Origin of the sequence: Azospirillum brasilense (genome assembly GCF_005222205.1) — a bacterium.
GTDB lineage: Bacteria > Pseudomonadota > Alphaproteobacteria > Azospirillales > Azospirillaceae > Azospirillum > Azospirillum brasilense_G.
Map to the genome: position 1 here is coordinate 643,660 of NZ_CP032347.1, position 17,130 is coordinate 660,789.

Annotated in this window: 17 protein-coding genes; 9 read left to right on the plus strand and 8 right to left on the minus strand. The window is 69.9% G+C overall.

Translation table 11 applies throughout. From position 1 onward, the window contains the following. The first annotated feature begins 10 nt into the window (after positions 1–10). From D3869_RS24970 to D3869_RS25000, 7 genes are all read left to right on the plus strand, one after another. Complete coding sequence (locus tag D3869_RS24970) at positions 11–667, plus strand: TetR/AcrR family transcriptional regulator (protein ID WP_137142455.1); 657 nt, start codon at positions 11–13, stop codon at positions 665–667. Between the two features lie 318 nt (positions 668–985). Continuing rightward, entirely contained in the window at positions 986–1,738 is a 753-nt protein-coding gene (mepA, locus tag D3869_RS24975) for a penicillin-insensitive murein endopeptidase (protein ID WP_175426600.1), read from the plus strand. A 239-nt stretch (positions 1,739–1,977) separates the two neighbouring features. Then, positions 1,978–2,484 carry a sigma-70 family RNA polymerase sigma factor gene (locus D3869_RS24980; RefSeq protein WP_137142457.1) on the plus strand — a complete coding sequence of 169 codons (507 nt, stop codon included), beginning with the start codon at positions 1,978–1,980 and terminating at the stop codon, positions 2,482–2,484. After that, positions 2,460–3,431 carry a FecR family protein gene (locus D3869_RS24985; RefSeq protein WP_137142458.1) on the plus strand — a complete coding sequence of 324 codons (972 nt, stop codon included), beginning with the start codon at positions 2,460–2,462 and terminating at the stop codon, positions 3,429–3,431. The genes D3869_RS24980 and D3869_RS24985 overlap by 25 nt, the downstream gene beginning before the upstream one ends. A gap of 112 nt (positions 3,432–3,543) precedes the next feature. Next, positions 3,544–6,054, plus strand: coding sequence for a TonB-dependent siderophore receptor (locus D3869_RS24990; protein WP_137142459.1), 2,511 nt, complete (start codon positions 3,544–3,546; stop codon positions 6,052–6,054). Continuing rightward, the gene (locus D3869_RS24995) at positions 6,054–7,277 is read left to right on the plus strand and encodes an efflux RND transporter periplasmic adaptor subunit (protein ID WP_247895960.1); all 1,224 of its coding nucleotides are present in this window, start codon (positions 6,054–6,056) and stop codon (positions 7,275–7,277) included. The genes D3869_RS24990 and D3869_RS24995 overlap by 1 nt, the downstream gene beginning before the upstream one ends. After that, the gene (locus D3869_RS25000) at positions 7,274–9,211 is read left to right on the plus strand and encodes a MacB family efflux pump subunit (protein ID WP_137142461.1); all 1,938 of its coding nucleotides are present in this window, start codon (positions 7,274–7,276) and stop codon (positions 9,209–9,211) included. Before D3869_RS24995 ends, D3869_RS25000 begins: the two co-directional genes overlap by 4 nt. Positions 9,212–9,349: 138 nt before the next feature. Here D3869_RS25000 and D3869_RS25005 read toward each other — a convergent pair whose 3' ends face one another. Genes D3869_RS25005 through D3869_RS25040 form a run of 8 tightly spaced genes read right to left on the minus strand, consistent with a single transcriptional unit; the run spans position 9,350 to position 15,280 of the window. Further along, positions 9,350–10,213 carry a metal ABC transporter substrate-binding protein gene (locus tag D3869_RS25005; protein ID WP_137142462.1) on the minus strand — a complete coding sequence of 288 codons (864 nt, stop codon included), beginning with the start codon at positions 10,211–10,213 and terminating at the stop codon, positions 9,350–9,352. Next, positions 10,210–11,100 (minus strand): metal ABC transporter permease, encoded by an 891-nt coding sequence (locus tag D3869_RS25010; RefSeq protein ID WP_137142463.1) that lies wholly within the window; start codon positions 11,098–11,100, stop codon positions 10,210–10,212. Before D3869_RS25010 ends, D3869_RS25005 begins: the two co-directional genes overlap by 4 nt. Next, the gene (locus D3869_RS25015) at positions 11,097–11,825 is read right to left on the minus strand and encodes a metal ABC transporter ATP-binding protein (RefSeq protein WP_137142464.1); all 729 of its coding nucleotides are present in this window, start codon (positions 11,823–11,825) and stop codon (positions 11,097–11,099) included. The genes D3869_RS25010 and D3869_RS25015 overlap by 4 nt, the downstream gene beginning before the upstream one ends. Then, complete coding sequence (locus D3869_RS25020; protein ID WP_137142465.1) at positions 11,822–12,781, minus strand: metal ABC transporter solute-binding protein, Zn/Mn family; 960 nt, start codon at positions 12,779–12,781, stop codon at positions 11,822–11,824. The genes D3869_RS25015 and D3869_RS25020 overlap by 4 nt, the downstream gene beginning before the upstream one ends. Further along, positions 12,778–13,329, minus strand: a complete 552-nt coding sequence (locus D3869_RS25025) for a DUF6162 family protein (protein ID WP_137142466.1) — start codon at positions 13,327–13,329, stop codon at positions 12,778–12,780. The genes D3869_RS25020 and D3869_RS25025 overlap by 4 nt, the downstream gene beginning before the upstream one ends. Positions 13,330–13,351: 22 nt before the next feature. Then, on the minus strand, positions 13,352–13,669 hold the full coding sequence (locus tag D3869_RS25030; RefSeq protein ID WP_094305361.1) for a hypothetical protein: 318 nt from the start codon (positions 13,667–13,669) through the stop codon (positions 13,352–13,354). Next, the gene (locus D3869_RS25035; RefSeq protein ID WP_247895961.1) at positions 13,666–14,139 is read right to left on the minus strand and encodes a hypothetical protein; all 474 of its coding nucleotides are present in this window, start codon (positions 14,137–14,139) and stop codon (positions 13,666–13,668) included. Before D3869_RS25035 ends, D3869_RS25030 begins: the two co-directional genes overlap by 4 nt. Beyond that, positions 14,132–15,280: a PepSY-associated TM helix domain-containing protein gene (locus D3869_RS25040; RefSeq protein ID WP_137142467.1), complete on the minus strand. Its 1,149-nt coding sequence runs from the start codon at positions 15,278–15,280 to the stop codon at positions 14,132–14,134. Before D3869_RS25040 ends, D3869_RS25035 begins: the two co-directional genes overlap by 8 nt. Positions 15,281–15,669: 389 nt before the next feature. Between D3869_RS25040 and D3869_RS25045 the strand changes: the two genes are divergently transcribed. Continuing rightward, a complete protein-coding gene (locus D3869_RS25045) occupies positions 15,670–16,335 on the plus strand; it encodes an amino acid ABC transporter permease (RefSeq protein WP_137142468.1) in 666 nt (221 codons plus the stop codon). A gap of 36 nt (positions 16,336–16,371) precedes the next feature. Beyond that, positions 16,372–17,127, plus strand: a complete 756-nt coding sequence (locus D3869_RS25050) for an amino acid ABC transporter ATP-binding protein (protein WP_137117524.1) — start codon at positions 16,372–16,374, stop codon at positions 17,125–17,127. Positions 17,128–17,130 lie beyond the last annotated feature (3 nt).

Below are 17,130 nucleotides of genomic sequence, written 5' to 3' on the forward strand. Positions count from 1 at the left end.
ATTTCAGGCGATGGCGGCGATGGGGCGGACGGCGGGAAAGAAGACGCGGGTGCAGCGGTCGGAAGAGGTTCGCGACGCTCTGTTCCAGGCCGCCGCCGAGGTGGTCGGGGAATATGGCTACATCGACGCCTCGATCACCCGGATCACCCAGCGGGCGAACCTGGCGCAGGGCACCTTCTACAACTACTTCGCCTCGCGTCAGGAGATCTTCGACGAGCTGCTTCCGGTGCTGGGGGCAAAGATGCTGGTTCACATCCGCCAGCAGGCCAGCGGCGCCAAGACCTTTCTGGAGAAGGAGGAGCAATCGTTCCGCGCCTTCTTCTCCTTCCTCAAGCGCATGCCCTATTTCCTGCGCATCCTGAACGAGGCGGAGATCTTCGCGCCGAAGGCTCACCGCCAGCATTTCCACAACATCACCGGCGGCTACATGCGCTTTCTGCGCAACGCCCGCAAGAACGGCGAGATCGCCAACCTCGGCGACGAGGCGCTGGAACCGTTGGTCTACATGCTGATCGCCACGCGTGGCTATCTCGCCTTGCGCTACACCGATGAGAACGGTGTCGTCAATCTGCCGGAAGAAGCCGTCCGGATGTATCTTCAGCTCCTGGCCAGGGGCCTTCTGTCCGGGGAGCCGCCGGTGTCCGCCGGTTCCGGCCCGGCTGGCTGAACCTGATCAATCGGGCGTCTCTCATCCGGGACGCGGCGCCGGGTCCACGCTCACGCCGCCGGCCATCGGCGCGGGACCCGTGACGTCCATCCGGCGGCCCACCTCCCACCGGATGCAACGCCCAGACCACAGTTCCCGTGCTATTGTCGGGCGACGTCAACGATGAGAGGTTCCCGACCGGTCATGGCCCGACGATGGTCTTTCGCAGCGCTGACGATCCTTTGCGGCGTTTGGTTCACCGCTGACGCGACGGCGGCCGATCCGGTTCCCCGATCGTCCCCCCCGGCCTCCGGCACCCTGCCGATGGATCCCGGCAGGGTGGCTTTCCAGCCGTCGATCCCGTTCCCCTCGGCACAGCCGATCGGCAGCTACGCCAACGGCTGCATCCGCGGCGCGCAGACGCTGCCCCCCGAAGGCCTCGGCTACCAGGCGGTCAACCTGTCGCGGAACCGGAACCACGGCCACCCCGACACCATCGCCTTCGTCGAAAGCCTCGCCCGCCGGGCGCAGGCCGAGCGGCTCGGGCGGCTGGCCATCGGCGACATCTCCAAGCTTTACGGCGGCCGCATGGAAAGCGGACACGCCAGCCACCAGATCGGCCTCGACGTGGACGTGTGGTTCGATCTCGACCAGCCGCCTCTCGCGCGGGAGGCGCGGGAGCGGACGGATTTCCCGACCATGGTGAACCGGCAGACGCAGCGCGTCCTCCCGGAGCGGTTCGGCCCCCGGCAGGCGCGCCTGCTGCAACTGGCGGCGACCAGTCCGAAGGTCGCGCGGGTGTTCGTGAACCCGGCAATCAAGCTGGCGCTCTGCCAGAGCGAGCGTGGCGACCGATCCTGGCTGAACGCGGTTCGTCCCTGGGCCGGACACGACTCCCACTTCCATGTGCGGATGAACTGCCCGGCCGGATCGACGGCCTGCATCCCGCAAGCGCCCATTCCACCGGGGGACGGCTGCGGCCAGGAGCTTCTGAGCTGGTTCGAACCCCCGAAGGAATCGCCGGCGCCCCGGCCACCCAAAGCCATCCCGGAGCCACCGGCCGCCTGTCTGGAGGTTCTGGCGGGAAACTGAGCCTCGCGCCGGCCGGAGCGGCGGCCGGCGGGCGAACCCGAAGACGGCCGGCGACGGGACACCGGACAGCGCTCCGGCGTTCGCGCACAGGATACCAGACACAAGGACGACCGCCGCCCGCCGCCCCCTCACCCATCCCCAGAAAAGAAATTTTTATCGGCCGATCTATTGATTGCGAATGATTCGCATTCGTTGTTATGAGAGGCCGCAAGCTTCTGGGAACGGGTGTTGTCCTTGTCATGGCTGAAAGAGACCGGACTTCCCTGCTGGGTCTGCTGCTCGACCACTACGAAGAGATGACCGGCCATCTGGCCCGGCGTCTGGGGTCGCTCTGCCTGGCCGAGGATGTCGTGCAGGACACCTATCTGCGCCTGCGCAGCCTGACCGCGCTGCCGGAGATCGACAACCCGCGCTCCTACCTGTACCGCATGGCCGACAACATCGCGCTGGACCGGTTGCGGGCGGAAATCCGCCGGGGAAGGCGCTTCGCCCCGGCGGAACTGGGGCTCGACCGCCCGCTGGACGAGCCGGACGCCGAGGCGACGCTGGAGCACAAGCAGCGGCTGGAACGGCTGAGCCGGGCGCTGGACGAACTGCCGCCGCGCTGCCGCGAGGTGTTTCTGCTTCACAAATTCGACGGGCTGAGCCATGCCGACATCGCCGCGCGCCTCGGCATCTCGCGCAGCATGGTGGAGAAGCATGTCATGAAGGCCTTGGCCCATTGCCGCGACCGGCTGGCGCCGTGATGGAGCGCGAGCGCGACCAACCGGGCTTACCGGACGACCCGCGGGACGCGGCCCTGGCGTGGTTCGTGCGCCTGGAGTCCGGCGACGCCGACGCGGCGGACCGCCGGGCCTTCCATGCCTGGCTGGCGCAGGACCCGGCCCACCGCCGCGAATACGACCGGCTGGCCGGGCTGTGGGGCGATCTGGACCGGGTGTCCGATCCGCGCAAGGACCGCCGGGCCGCTCCGACGCGCCGCCGGTTCCTGGCGTTCGGCGCCGCCGGCGGGGCGGCGGCCTGCGCCGCGGCGCTGGGCGGCGCGGTCGTGCTGACCGGCTGGCCGGGCGACCTGAAGACCGGAATTGGCGAGCGGCGGACGGTGACGCTGGACGACGGCTCGGTCCTCACCCTGGACGCCGACAGCGCGCTGTCCATCGACTTCACCGCCGCGGAGCGGCGCGTCCGTTTGACCGGGGGACGGGCGCATTTCATCACCGCTCCCGACCCGGGGCGTCCCTTCGTCGTCGCTTGCGCCAACGGGCGGATCGCCACCGCCGACGCCAGCTTCGTGGTGCACCGCTGCCTGGACTCCGTGGTGGTCGCGGTGGAGGCCGGAACGGCCAGCCTGACCACCGGGACGGAGCCCTCCCTCCCCATCGCCGCCGGGCAAAGCCGGTCCTACGGACCCGATGGTCCCGGCCCGCTGCTGAACCAGGGCGTGGCGGTGGAGAACGCGTGGCGGCACGGCCGTCTGGTCTTCCAGGCACAGCCGCTCGACGCGGTGATCGCCGATCTCAACCGCTACCACCCCGCCCGCATCGTGCTGTGGGACCGCCCGCTCGCCGGCCTGCGCTTCGACGGCAGCGTGGACATCAGCCGGCCGGACGCCGCCCTGAACGCCATTCTCCGCACGCTTCCCTTGCGCACGCTGCGCCCCGTTCCCGGTCTGGTCATCATCCGCTCCGTCTAGCCGGTCCGCATCAAATTTTTTCAAAATCAAGGTGAGGCAGTTCCCACCGGACAACGTCGTGACTTGCATACGCGAAAATGCAACTCATTCGCAAAATGACGGGGTCTCGGTGATGATCGATGTTGGGGGGCGCCTGCTGCGGGGGCAGACGGCGCGCGGGAACAAGGTGTGGGGGAACAAGGTGCGGACCGGCTGGACTCCGGCTCTGCTGGGCATGCTGCTGGCATCGACCGCGCTGCACGGCGCCCTGGCGGCGCCCGTGACGCCCCATGAGGCGCCCACGCAGGTGGCCCAGCAGGGCCGGACCGTCAGCTTCGCCATCGCCGCCGGACCGTTGCCAGGCGTGCTCGCCGCCTATGGGCAGGCCACCGGCTTCCAGGTGCTCTACCCCTCCGACATCGCCCAGGGCGTTTCCTCGCCGGGTGTGACCGGCACGCTGGCGCCGCAGGACGCGCTGATCCGGCTGCTGGCCGGCACCGGCCTGATCGCCCGCTTCGTCGATCCCGACACGGTGACGCTGGAAAAGCTGCCGGCCCAGGCGGGAGGTGCGGCGGTGCTCGACCCGGTGACGGTCCAGGGCGGGCTGTCCCGCGATCCTGGCCGCAGCGAGGGCACCGGCTCCTACACCACCGGATCGACCGACAGCGCCACCAAGCTGCCGCTGACGCCGCGCGAGACGCCGCAGTCGGTCAGCGTGATGACCCGCCAGCGCATGGACGACCAGGGGCTGAATGAGATCCGCGACGTGCTCGACCAGACGGTCGGCGTGTCGCGGATGCAGCGCGGCCCGCTGGGCAGCGACGGAGACGATGTCTTCTCCCGCGGCTTCCCGGTGACGAATTATCAGGTGAACGGCATCCCGCGCTCGACCGTGTACGGGTTCGACGATTCCATCTCCGACACCGCGGTGTTCGACCGGATCGAGGTGGTGCGCGGCGCGACCGGCCTGCTGAACGGTGTCGGCGAGCCGTCGGCCTCGGTCAACCTGGTCCGCAAGCGCCCGACCCCGACCCTCCAGGCCTACGCCGAGGGCCAGATCGGCTCCTGGAACCGCTACCGCGGCGAGGCCGACCTGTCAGGTCCGCTGACGGAGAACGGCCGCCTGCGCGGGCGCGTCGTCGGCGCCTATCAGGACAACGACAGCTTCATCGACCGCCTGCACGCGCGCAAGAAGGTGCTCTACGGCATCCTGGAGGCCGACGTCACCGAGGACACCACCTGGACGGTCGGCGTCGAGTACCAGAAGCACCGCTCCGATGACGCCTCCAACTCCGGCTTCCCGCTGTTCTACAGCGACGGGACGAAGACGAACCTCTCCCGCTCCTACAACAGCGGCGCCCGGTGGGCGTACCACATGCATGACAACCTGACCGTCTTCAGCGAGTTGAAGCACCGCTTCGGTGATGGCTGGACGGCGACGCTGAACGTGGAGCGCAACAACCGCGAATATGACAGCCTGCTCGGCTTCGGCACGCGCGGCAGCCTGAACCGGGACGGCACCGGCATGGGCATCTGGCCGGGCCGCTGGAATTCGGACCTGGAGCAGACCTCGGTCAGCGCCGACCTGAACGGCGGCTTCGATCTGTTCGGGCGGCGGCACGACCTGATGGTCGGCATCAATGGATATTACGCCAAGCGCGAGGGGCTCGACTACCCGCTCTGGTACATCACCGGGTACGACTACTCGATCCCCAACTACTTCACCTGGAACGGCAGCATCGCCCAGCCGACGCTCAACCCGACCGGCCGGTCGCAGACCGACGAGCGGCAGGTGGCCGCCTACGCCGCCACCCGCCTGCGCCCGACCGACGCGCTGTCGGTCATCCTCGGCAACCGCATCAGCCGGTGGGAGCAGATCGAGAAGAGCAGCCCAAACGCGGGGGCGGGAAGCTACAGCAAGCGGTCGGAGAACGGGGTGCTCACGCCCTACGCCGGCGTCGTGCTCGACCTGACCGACATCTGGTCGGTCTACGCCAGCTACACCAGCATCTTCAAGCCGCAGGACTACAAGGACGTCAGCGGCCAGTCCCTCGATCCGCTGGACGGCAACGCCTACGAGGCCGGCGTGAAGGCCGAGTTCTTCGGCGGCGCCCTGAACGCCAGCGCCGCGGTGTTCCTGATCCAGCAGGACAATCTGGGCGAGGCCGATCCCGGCCGCTTCGCTCCGGACGGCACGCAGGCATACCGGGCGGTGAAGGGTGCGGAAAGCAAGGGCTTCGAGCTGGAAGTCGCCGGCGAGGTGATGACCGGCTGGCAGGTCGGCGGCGGCTACAGCCACACCTCGATCAAGAACGCCGACGGCCAGCGGATGATGACCTACGTGCCGCGCGACACCTTCAAGCTGTTCACCACCTACCGCCTGCCGGGCGCCTGGGACCGCGTGACGGTGGGCGGCAACATCAAGTGGGAAGGCGACGTCTACACCGGCACCGGCGCCCGGCGCTACGACCGCGACGGCTACGCGGTGGTCGATCTGATGACGCGCTATCAGATCACCGACAAGGTCTCGGCCACGCTGAACCTCAACAACCTGTTCGACAAGAAGTACCTGAGCAGCGTCCAGAACTACGGCTACTACGGCGAGCCGCGCAACGTCCTGCTGTCCCTGCGGGCGACGTGGTGATGACGGCGCGGCGGTCGGCGGCAACCTCCGGCTCCCGGCGCGGTGTCCGCCGCGGCCTCGCCGCCGCCGCGCTGGTGTTCGGCGGGCTGGCCTCCGCCGCCCTGCTGCGCCCGGCCGATCCCGCCGCCTCGGCGGAGGTGGCGGTGGTCGGCCGCGGCACGGTCGAGGACACGGTGACGGCGCTCGGCAAGATCCAGCCGCGCGCCTACGTCGATGTCGGCGCCCAGGTGTCTGGCCAGTTGACCCGGCTGCACGTGACGGTCGGGCAGATGGTCCGCGAGGGCGATCTGCTGGCCGAGATCGACCCCGCCCTGCAACAGGCCAAGGTCGAGGCCGGGCGGGCCGAGCGCGCCCGCCTGACCGCCCTGCTGGCCGAGCAGCGGGCGCGCGCCGACTTCGCGGAGGCCCAGCTTGCCCGTCAGGCAGCACTGCGGCGCAGCGGGTCGGGGCGCGGCGAGGCCTACGACCAGGCCCGCATGGAGGCGCGCATCGCCGCCGCCCAGGTCGAGGCCACCCAGGCGCAGATCCGCCAGACGGACTCGACACTCCAGGCCGACGAGGCGCAGCTCGGCTACACCCGCATCTACGCGCCGATGAGCGGCACGCTGATTTCGGTGGACGCCCGCCAGGGCCAGACCATCAACTCCGCCTACGAGGCGCCGGTGCTGATGCGGATCGCCGACCTGTCGGCCATGACCGTGTGGACCCAGGTGTCGGAAGCCGACGTGACGCGGCTGACGGACGGCATGCCGCTCTACTTCACGACGCTCGGCCATCCGGGACGGCGCTGGACCGCGCGCCTGCAGGAAATCCTGCCCGCGCCGCCGAAGCCGCCCGCGACGGGGAACGGCAACGGCTCGTCCCCGTCCGGGGGCGGCGGGGCGACCAACAGCGTCGTGCTCTACACCGCGTTGTTCGAAATCGCCAACGACCGGGGGGAACTGCGCCCGGACATGACCGCCCAGGTCTTCTTCGTGGCCGCCGCGGCGAAGGACGCCGTCACCGTGCCGGTCGCCGCCCTGACCCTGGCTGACGAGTCGGCGGAACGGCACCGCGTGACGCTGATCGGCAGCGGCGGCGCCATCGAGACGCGCGAGGTCCGCGTCGGGGTGCGCGACCGCTTCAACGCCCAAGTCCTGGACGGCTTGGCCGAAGGCGAGCGGATCGTGGTGGGCTGGAAGACCGACGACGGCCGCCCGCCCAAGATCGGATTCCGGCTGTGAGCGGCCCCCTTCTCGTCCTGGAGGACATCCGCAAGACCTACATCAGCGGCGGCGGCCTAGCGGTCGAGGTGCTGCGCGGCGTCTCGCTGACCGTCGAAGCGGGGGAGTTCGTCGCCATCGTCGGCAGCTCCGGCTCCGGCAAATCGACGCTGATGAACATCCTCGGCGGGCTCGACCGCCCGACCTCCGGGCGCTACCGCGTCGACGGGCGCGACGTGACGGCGCTGGAGGGTGACGAGCGGGCGGCGCTGCGGCGGGACGGGTTCGGCTTCGTCTTCCAGCACTACCATCTGATTCCCGGCACGACGGCGCAGGAGAACATCGAGATGCCGGGCCGCTACGCGGGCCTGCCCGCCGCGCTGCGCGAAGACCGCGCCGTCGCGTTGCTCGGCCGCCTGGGGCTGGAGGAGCGGCGCCATCACCGCCCCAACCAGCTTTCGGGCGGCCAGCAACAGCGCGTGTCGATCGCGCGGGCGCTGATGAACGACGCCCCGGTGATCCTGGCCGACGAGCCGACCGGCGCTCTGGACAGCGCCAGCGGGGCGGAGGTGGTGGCGCTGCTGCGTGAGCTGTCCGCCGCCGGGCGCACGGTGATCCTCATCACCCACGATCGCAAGGTGGCGGAGGCCGCCGGCCGGGTGATCGAAATGCGCGATGGCCGAATCGTTGCCGACAGCGGCCGCCCGGCCCCGTCGGCGGCGGGTGCCTCCCCCACCCCGGCGGAGCGCGCGGCGACCGGCGCCTCCCTGTGGACCGACGCCGGGGAAGCCTTTTCGGCGGCGCTGCGGTCGCTGGGCGCCAACGGCTTCCGCACGGCGCTGACCCTGCTCGGCATCGTCATCGGCGTGGCGTCCGTGATCGCCCTGCTCGCCATCGGCGAGGGCGCCAAGCAGGCGGTGATGGCGCGGGTCGGCGCGCTGGGGGTCAATCTGGTCTATGTCGTGGCGGGCAGCGGCGATCCCCGCCTGCCGGCCACGCCGCTGACCGAGGCGGACGGCGAGGCCATCCTGGACTTGCCCAACGTCGAGAGCGTGATGCCCTTCCTCGCCGCGCCGGTGATGGCCCGCCACGGCAACATCGACCACCGCACCGAAGTCCTGGCGACCTCGGCGTCGCTGCCGCTGACCCACCGCTGGCCGGTCGCCCAGGGGGCCTTCTTCACCCGTGCCGACGAGCGGTCCGGAGCGGCGGTGGCGGTTCTCGGCCACCGCGTCGCCGAACGACTGTTTCCGCGCGGTGAGCCGCCGCTGGGCAAGCATGTGCTGGTGAACAACATTCCCTTCCTGGTCACCGGCGTGATGGCGCGGAAGGGCGACCTGACCGGCAACCAGAGCACCGACGACTGGGTGTTCGTGCCGCTGTCCACCGGCGTGCAACGGCTGATCGGCAAGCCGGACCTGGAGCTGATCCTCGTCTCGGTGCACGACGTGGGGCGGATCGCGCAGACCCGCGACGCCATCCACGCCCTGCTCTCCGGGCGTCACGGCCAGGAGGATTTCCAGATCCACGATGGGACAGCGCGCATCCAGGCGGCGGCGGAGACCCAGGACACCATGACGCTGCTGCTCGGCTGCGCCGCGGTGATCACGCTGCTGGTCGGCGGCATCGGGGTCATGAACATCATGCTGGTCAGCGTGACCGAGCGCACCCGCGAGATCGGCATCCGCATGGCCGTCGGCGCCCGCGCCGCCGACATCGAGCGGCAGTTCCTGATGGAGGCGGCGCTGGTGGCCGGGCTGGGCGGGCTGGTCGGGGTGGCGCTGGGGCTGGCCGGCGGCGCGGTGATCGGGCTGCTGGCGATGCCGGTGGTCTTCACCGCGACCGCGATCGCCGGGGCGGTGGCTTCCGCCGTGCTGACCGGCATGGTCTTCGGCCTGATCCCCGCCCGCCGCGCGGCGCGGCTCGACCCGGTGGCGGCGCTGGCGAGTGAGTGATGGGGGTGTCGGGGTGTTGCCCCCTCCCCGGCCCTCCCCCGCTTCGCAGGGGAGGGAGAAAAAAGTCCCCTCCCCTGCGATAGCGGGGGAGGGTTTAGGGAGGGGGCAACCCGTTTTATGGAGGGGGCACCGCACCTCTCACCGCAACCCCGCCTCGACCTGCTCCGCCATATGCCCCAGCGCCGTGTCCATCGCCGCTGGTGGACCGCTCTCCAGACTGTCCAGAACGATCAGCCGGGCGCCGCCGTCCTCCACCGCCCGGGCGATCTCCGGCGCCGGCTGGCGGTGGTGCAGCACCACGGGAATCGCCTCGGCCTTCAGGGTGGTGGTCAGCTCGGCCAGACGCTCCGGCGTCCAGTCGCGGTCGTCGCGGGTCCAGACCCGGCGCAGGTTGAGCCCGAGGTCGGCGGCCAGCGTGGCGAAGCGGTCGGACAGCGCCGCCGCCGACGGGTCCGGCAGCGCGGCGAAGGCCTGCGCCGACCGGGACGACACCGTCAGCAACCCGCGCTTCAGGGCGGCGAGATTCGCGTCGATGGCGTCGGCGGACCCGGGATAGAGGCGCCGCAGGTCGGCGGCCAGGATGTCGGCCATGCGCCCGGCGTTGGCGATGCCCAGCCAGGGGAAGGCCGCACCGCCGCTGACCGCGATCCCCGGCAGGGCGCCGTCCACCGGCCGGGCGGCGTCGATCTCGACGAGGCGGATGTTGGCCCGCCGCGCCAGCGGATAGAGCGGGTCCTCGGCCCAGGCGGAGCGCAGGGTCAGCACCGCGTCGGCCTTGCGGGCGGCCTCCGCCAGCTTCGCTTCCCCGCGTCCGCTCAAAAAGGCGTGCTGGCGCCCCATGGGGATGGCCGGCGGAACCACCGCCTCCACCGCCACCGGCGTGCCTTTCGTCAGCGCCTGGGCCAGCCCGGCGGTGACCGGATGACCGGCCAGCACCGTCTCGGCGGAGGCGCCCGCCACCGTGGACAGCAGCAAGAGCGCCGCGAGCGTGACGCGCTTCATCCCTCTTCCCCTTTCATGAACAGACGCGCCAGCAGCGCGCCCAGGAACAGCAGCCCCGCCGCCAGGATGATGGCGCCGCCCGACGGCACCGGCAGGGCGAGTTGCACGGGCAGCAGGATTCCGGCCACCGCCGCCACGCTGGCGAAGGCGACCGACAGCAGGAAGAAGCCACGCAGCGACGAGGCGACGACCCGCGCCGCGGCGGCGGGAATGACCAGCAGCGCCCCCACCAGGATGGCGCCGATGATCTTGACCGACGCGACGGTGACCACGGTCACCAGCACGATGAACAGATAGTCCAGCCCCTTCACCGGCACGCCGCGCACCCGCGCCAGCGCCGGGTTGAAGCTGGCCAGCAGAAGCCGGTTGAACAGCGGCAGCATCAGCGCGGTCACCCCGGCGGCCACCACCAGCAGCACGGTCAGGTCACGGTCGTCCACCGTCAGGACCGAGCCGAACAGCACGTTCTCCAGGATGTGGATGTTGACCCGGCTGGCCAGGATCAGCAGCAGGCTGGCGCCCAGCGCCAGCGACACCGACAGGAAGACGCCGATCAGCGTGTCGGCGGTCAGGTTGCTGCGGTTGCGGGTGTAGTTCACCAGCAGCGCGAACAGCAGGCAGTAGCCGAACAGGCTGGCGTAGGGGCCGGTGTAGGGCTCCCCCACCAGGATGCCGATCGCCACACCGGTGAGCGCGGCGTGGCCGACCGCCTCGGAGAAGAAGGCCAGCCGCTTGGTCACCACCAGCGTGCCGAGCCCGCCGAGCACCGGGCCGATGACCAGCCCGGACAGCAGCGCGTTGACGAGAAAGCCGTGGGTCAGCCCGGCTGGCAGCAGCCCGGCCACGGCCCAGCCCTGGACCAGGGCGCGCAACGCCTCGAAGCTCATGACGCGATCCTCTCGGCTTCGGTGCGGCGGGGAACGGCCGAGAACAGGTCGAACACCCGCTCCGGCGACAGCATCTCCAGCGGGGCGCCGTCGAACAGCACGCGCCGGTTCAGGCCGGTCACCCGCGTCGCCAGCCGGCGCACCTGGGCCAGATCGTGCTCGACCCACAGGACGGTGGTCCCGGCGGCGGACAGCTCGGCCAGCAGCGTTTCGAAGATGGCGATCCCGGCCTCGTCGAGCGCGGTCATCGGCTCGTCCAGCACGATCAGGTCCGGCGCCGGGATCAGCGCCTGGGCGAGCAGGACGCGCTGCCGCTCGCCCCCCGACAGGGCGCCGAAGCGGCGGCGGGCCTTGCCGGCCATGCCGACGCGGTCCAGCGCCGCGCCGTAGTTCATGCGGTGGTCCGGCCCGAGGAAGGCGGGGCGGCGCTGGCACAGCACGGCCAGGAAATCCTCCACCGTCAGCGGCAGCCCGCGGTCGAACTCGACCGATTGCGGCACATAGGCGATGGTGCCCGGCCCGTCGCCCGGCCAGTCGAGCCGGATCGTCCCGCGGTGCGGCGCCTGCCCGAGCAGGGCGCGGATCAGCGACGACTTGCCGCCACCGTTGGGACCGACCAGCGCGTGAACGGTGCCCGCCGCGACGCGCAGGGACACGCCGTCGAGGATCACCGTGCGCCCCAGTATCAGGCCCACCGCGTCGAACAGGATGGCGGGACCCGTCACGGCGCCGCCTCGGCCATCGCCAGCACCAGCGTGTCGAGGTTCCGGGCCATCTCGCGCTCGAACAGGTCCGGCGCGTAGTCGCCATGCGAAATGTGGGAGAAGGCGTAGAGCCGGATGCCGGTCTCGCGCCGGATCGTCTCGACATAGGCGCTGGGGAAGTTCAGTTCCGAGAAGATCACCTGCACGTCGAGCTTGCGCATCGTCGCGATGGTCTCGGCGAGCTGGGCCGGGCTGGGCTCGATGCCGTGGGCGGGCTCGACGACGGCGGAGACCTCCAGCCCGAATTCGCGCAGCAGGTAGTCGTAGGCGCCGTGGATGGTGGCGACGCGGAGGCTGGCGGTGCCGGCCGTCGCCAGCTTCGCCAGCGCGTCGGCCCGCAGCTGACGCAAGCGGCGGGAATAGGTCCGGGCGTTGGCGGCGTAGGCGGCGGCGTTGTCCGGGTCGAGCCGCCCCAGCTCGCGCGCGATGGTCGAGACCTGGAGGACCGAATTGGTGATCGACAGGAAGCTGTGCGGGTTGACCACCTTCCCCGCCGCCCGCGCCGCCGTTCCCGCGGCGGGCAGCAGCGGCACGTCGGCGTTGGATTCGACGACCGGCAGCGACGGCTTCGCCGAGGCGGCGATCATCCGCCCGGCGAAATCGTCGTGCCCGATGCCGTTCAGCACGATGGCGTCCAGCCCGCCGATGCGCTGGATGTCCTCCGGGCGCGGCTCGTAGGCGTGCGGGTTGAAGCCGGCCGGGATGACCGGCACCACCTCGGCCGCGTCGCCGACGATGTTGGCGACGTAGGAATAGTAGGGGTGCAGGGTGACGCCGAAGCGGCGGCGTCCGGCGGGAGCCGCGACGGCGCGGACGGGCACGACGGCGGCGGACATGGCTGCGGCGGCCAGGGCGCCGGCCAGGATCAGGCGGCGGTTCGGGCCGCAGTTTGGGCCGCGGTTTGGAAGGATGCTCATCGGGTCACCCCGGCGGTGAAGGTGGAGACGATCCGCTTCCAGCCGGCGGCGGACAGGGCCGCGTCCTCCGGCGGGGCGGGCGGGGCTTCGGCGGCGCGCTTCAGCCAGATGTCGGCGCCATGGCCGTCCAGCCGCAGGACCAGGGAGCCGGCCAGTTCCGGCGCGGCGGAGACGCCGGCATAGGCGACCCCATCGCCGGTCTCGGCAAGGGTCCAGGCGTGCCCGCCGCGTGCCGCGGCGCTGGGATCGGCGGCGAAGGGCGGCAGTGCCTCGGAGGCCAGCTCCTCCGGCGTCGGCACCCGGCCCTCCGCCGTCCGCAGGGCGGCGATCTCCTCCCCCGCCGCCTTCAGGTCGGCGTAGAGACCCTGCTCGGCGGCGGTCAGGCCGGTGCGGGAGTCGATGAGGTGGGCGGCCAGCGGGGCGTCCGCGTCCGGGGCGGCGCGCAGCCCGACCGCCAGGGTGGCGGACGCGAGAATGGCGCCGGCGGCCAGCAGGACCCACAGGGTCTCGCGCTCGGCCCCGGCGCGGCGGACGATCTGGTGATGCATGGTTCCGGCTTCGCTGAGGGCGCTACTTGATCGCCGTGTGCTCGATCTCGACCGTGTGGCCGGGCCCGGCGTCGAACAGGACGTAGAAGTCCTGCGCGGGGCGCTGGAAGGACAGTGTGGAATCCGGCCCCAGCTTGCCCTTGACCAGCACCTGCTCGTCGTACGCGATGACGTCCAGCACGACGCCGGGCGCCTTCGACCCGTCGGAGAAGCCGCCGGTGCACTGCACCGTGTCGCCCTCGACCATGCGGCATTCGCAGATCGGGTAATGGGCCTCCGCCGCACCGGCGGCGCACAGGGCGAACAGCCCCGCCAGGGCGAACAGGCGGTGGGTCTTCATCGCTTTCCTCCGAAAATTTCGCCCAGCGGCAGGGACGCCTGATGCACCCCGCCGCTCCAATCCTCCATGGTCACCCACAGCTCCTCCGTGCCGGCCAGTTCGTCCGGCACGGTCACGTCGGCCTCCCGCTCATAGGGGTTGCCGAAGGCGAGCGCGCCCGCGGTGCGCAGGCTGCGCGGCTTGCCGACGCGCAGGAAAACGCCGCGCACATGGTCGATGTCGGCGGGACGGATGTGGATGCGGTACTCCTTCATCCGCTCCCCCGTCGGCATGCGCCTGGGCGCCTCGTCGTAGGTCGCCAGCGTGATCGGGAAGGGGCCGACGGCGACGTCCCGCCGGATCTCGGGCGGCACGAAGATCGGCTTCGGGCTGAAATAGTCGGGGAGGAAGGGCAGCGGCACCAGCATCATCAGGGCGCTGAGATGGAACTTGCCGCGCCGCCAGAACTTACGCATTGAGTCATTACGCATTGGACGGGCCCTCCGCCAGCCGGGCCCCGCGCCGGACGTCGCGCACCGCCTCGACCGTGGCGCGGGCGGTCCGCTTCATCCAGATCAGCATGCCGCTGAAGACCAGCGTGGTCATCAGCAGGCCAAAAGCGAACCACACCAGCTTGACCGGCAGGCCGCCGAAATCGCCGGTGTGCAGGGCGCGCATAATGGTGCGGGTCAACTCGATGCCCGAGGCCGCCTCCATCCCGCCCTCGATGAGGATCACCTCGGCGGTGAAGGGATTCACCCGGACATAGTCGGGCAGCAGCGGCACCTGCCCGCTGGACCCCGCCACCGTCGCCGGGTCGTAGGCGGTGCCGGGCAGCCACAGGTAGCGCAGCCGCATGTCGGGCAGGGCCGCCTTGGCGCTGGCCAGGACGGCGTCGACGTCCGGCCTCGGCGCGGTCGCGCTCACCGGGATCTGGTCGCGGGCCAGCAGCACCGGCGCCTTCCCGCCGCCCAGCCCCATCCCGAGATGGAACAGCATCATGTAGATCAGGAACCACAGGCTGGTGACCGAGATGACCGCGATGAACCAGATCGACCACGTGCCGGCGACGCGGTGCAGGTCGCCCCACATCACGCGCGGCGCCTGCCGCCAGCGGATGCGCGGCTGGTAGAAGGACTTCCAGAAGCGCTTGTAGACCACCAGCCCGGTGACCAGCGACCCGACGAGCGGAATGGCCAGCAAGGTCACGAGGTACCAGCCCACGGGGAAGGTCATCAGCCAGCCGTGCAGGGCGCGGAAGAAGCTCTGGAACGAGTTGCCGGTGGACAGCCCCTGCACCGCCCCGCTGACCGGATCCACCCAGGCGGTGGTGAAGGTGCCGTCGGGCATCGCCATGCGGGCGCTGACCGCCATGTGGGAGCCGCCCCAGTTCAGCGAACTCACCCGCCCGCCCGGCGCCGTGGCCTCGGCGGCGGCGATCAGCGCGCTGACCGGCAGCGGCTCCCCGGCGCCCGACGCCCGCATGGCCGGGTTGACCAGCCACATGATCTCGGTGCTGACCACGGCGATGGTCCCGGTCAGGCAGACGAAGAACAGGAACGCCCAGATGGGCATCGCCAACCAGGAGTGCCACAGGAACCACAGCCGCGTGCGCGACTTGCCGACGCTCATCTCGTCCTCTCAGATGGAACCACCAATCCTCCTGTTCAGACGAACGGGGGCGCCCTCCGCCTCATGCTCAAATGCGAAGAATTCTCATTTTCGTTTGGAAGCGCCCGGCCGGGCATCGTCACCCCATGCATCCCCCATCACGCATGGGAAACGGACCCGCTCCGATTTCCTGGCCGCTCCTCGGATCGGGGCGGCGCCTCCATGCGCCGAAGCAACCTGAGAATGGCTCCGCCTCACCCACCACCTTTGATTGAACAGGCCATGAGCCCGAAACCGATGCCCGATGCATCGTGAAACCCCATTGACACTGCCAAATCAATCAAGCATTTTGAACGCCATTCAAAATTAGGTCTGGCGACAAAGCCAAACCATGAACAGGGGCATCGGCGATGGGGTACGAATGGCAGTTTGCCATAATACTTGAGTATTGGCCGATTTTCGCACGCGGGGCCATTACGACCCTCCAGATAACGTTACTGTCTTCCGCTATCGGCTTGCTGATCGGACTCTTGGTCGGCGTGAGCCGCGAATCATCCGGTATCTTTGTAAGATCCGTCACATCCGTCTATGTTGAAATGATTCGCGCCACTCCGGCGCTCGTGCAGATTGTCTGGCTCTACTACTGCTTTCCGATCATCTTCGGTTACCAACTCAGCGCGATGACCTCGATCATCATCGCCCTCGGCATCCATTCCGGAGCCTACGTGTCGGAGATCGTGCGGGCCGGCATCAACGCGGTGGACACCGGCCAGTTTCTCGCCGCCAAGTCCATCGGCATGAACCACTTCACGGCGCTCCGCCGCATCATCCTGCCCCAGGCCGGACAGAAGATGATCCCGCCGCTGATCAACGAATTCGCCAACCTGATGAAGCTGACGACGCTCGGCTCGATGATCGCGGTCTATGAGCTTCTTCAGGAATCGAACAACCTCATCGCCACGACCTACCGCCCGCTTGAGGTCTACACGTTCCTGGCGATCTTCTTCTTCATCATCACCTACCCCTGGATCTGGCTGTCGCAGCGCCTGGAACGGCGCCTGAAGATGCGGGCCTGACCGATCCTCGCACGATCCTCCGGTGGAGTTTCCCCAATGCTGCGCATCACCAACCTCGGGAAGAGCTACGGCAGCGCGCGCGTCCTGAGCGGCATCGATCTCGACGTGCAGCCCCACGACGTCGTGGCGATCATCGGACCCAGCGGCTCCGGCAAGAGCACGCTTTTGAAATGCATCAACTTTCTGGAACGCTACGACGAGGGCGAGGTCCGCTTCGGCGATGAGCTGGTCGGCTATGTCGAGGCCAACGGCCAGCGGCGGCTGGCCACCGAGCGCCAGACCAACCGGCTGCGCGCCGAAATGGGCATGGTCTTCCAGAACTTCAACCTGTTCCCCCACATGACGACGCTCCAGAACGTCATCGAGGGGCCGATCCAGGTGAAGGGCGTCGCGCGCGACGAGGCGGTCCGCCACGCCGAGCAGCTTCTCGCCAAGGTCGGGCTGGCCGACAAGCGCGACGTCCGTCCGACCAAGCTGTCGGGCGGGCAGCAGCAGCGCGCCGCGATCGCCCGCGCCCTGGCGATGCGCCCGCGCCTGATGCTGTTCGACGAGCCGACCTCGGCGCTCGACCCCGAACTGGTCGGCGAGGTGCTGACCACCATGCGCGAACTCGCCGCCGAAGGCATGACCATGGTGATCGTCACCCACGAAATGAGCTTCGCGCGCGACGTCGCGAGCCGGGTCGTCTTCATGGAAGGCGGCCGAATCGTCGAAGAGGGACCACCAGGCAAGATTTTCACCAACCCGGACAACGCGAGGACCCGCGCGTTCCTTGCCCGCGTCCTGCATTGAAGA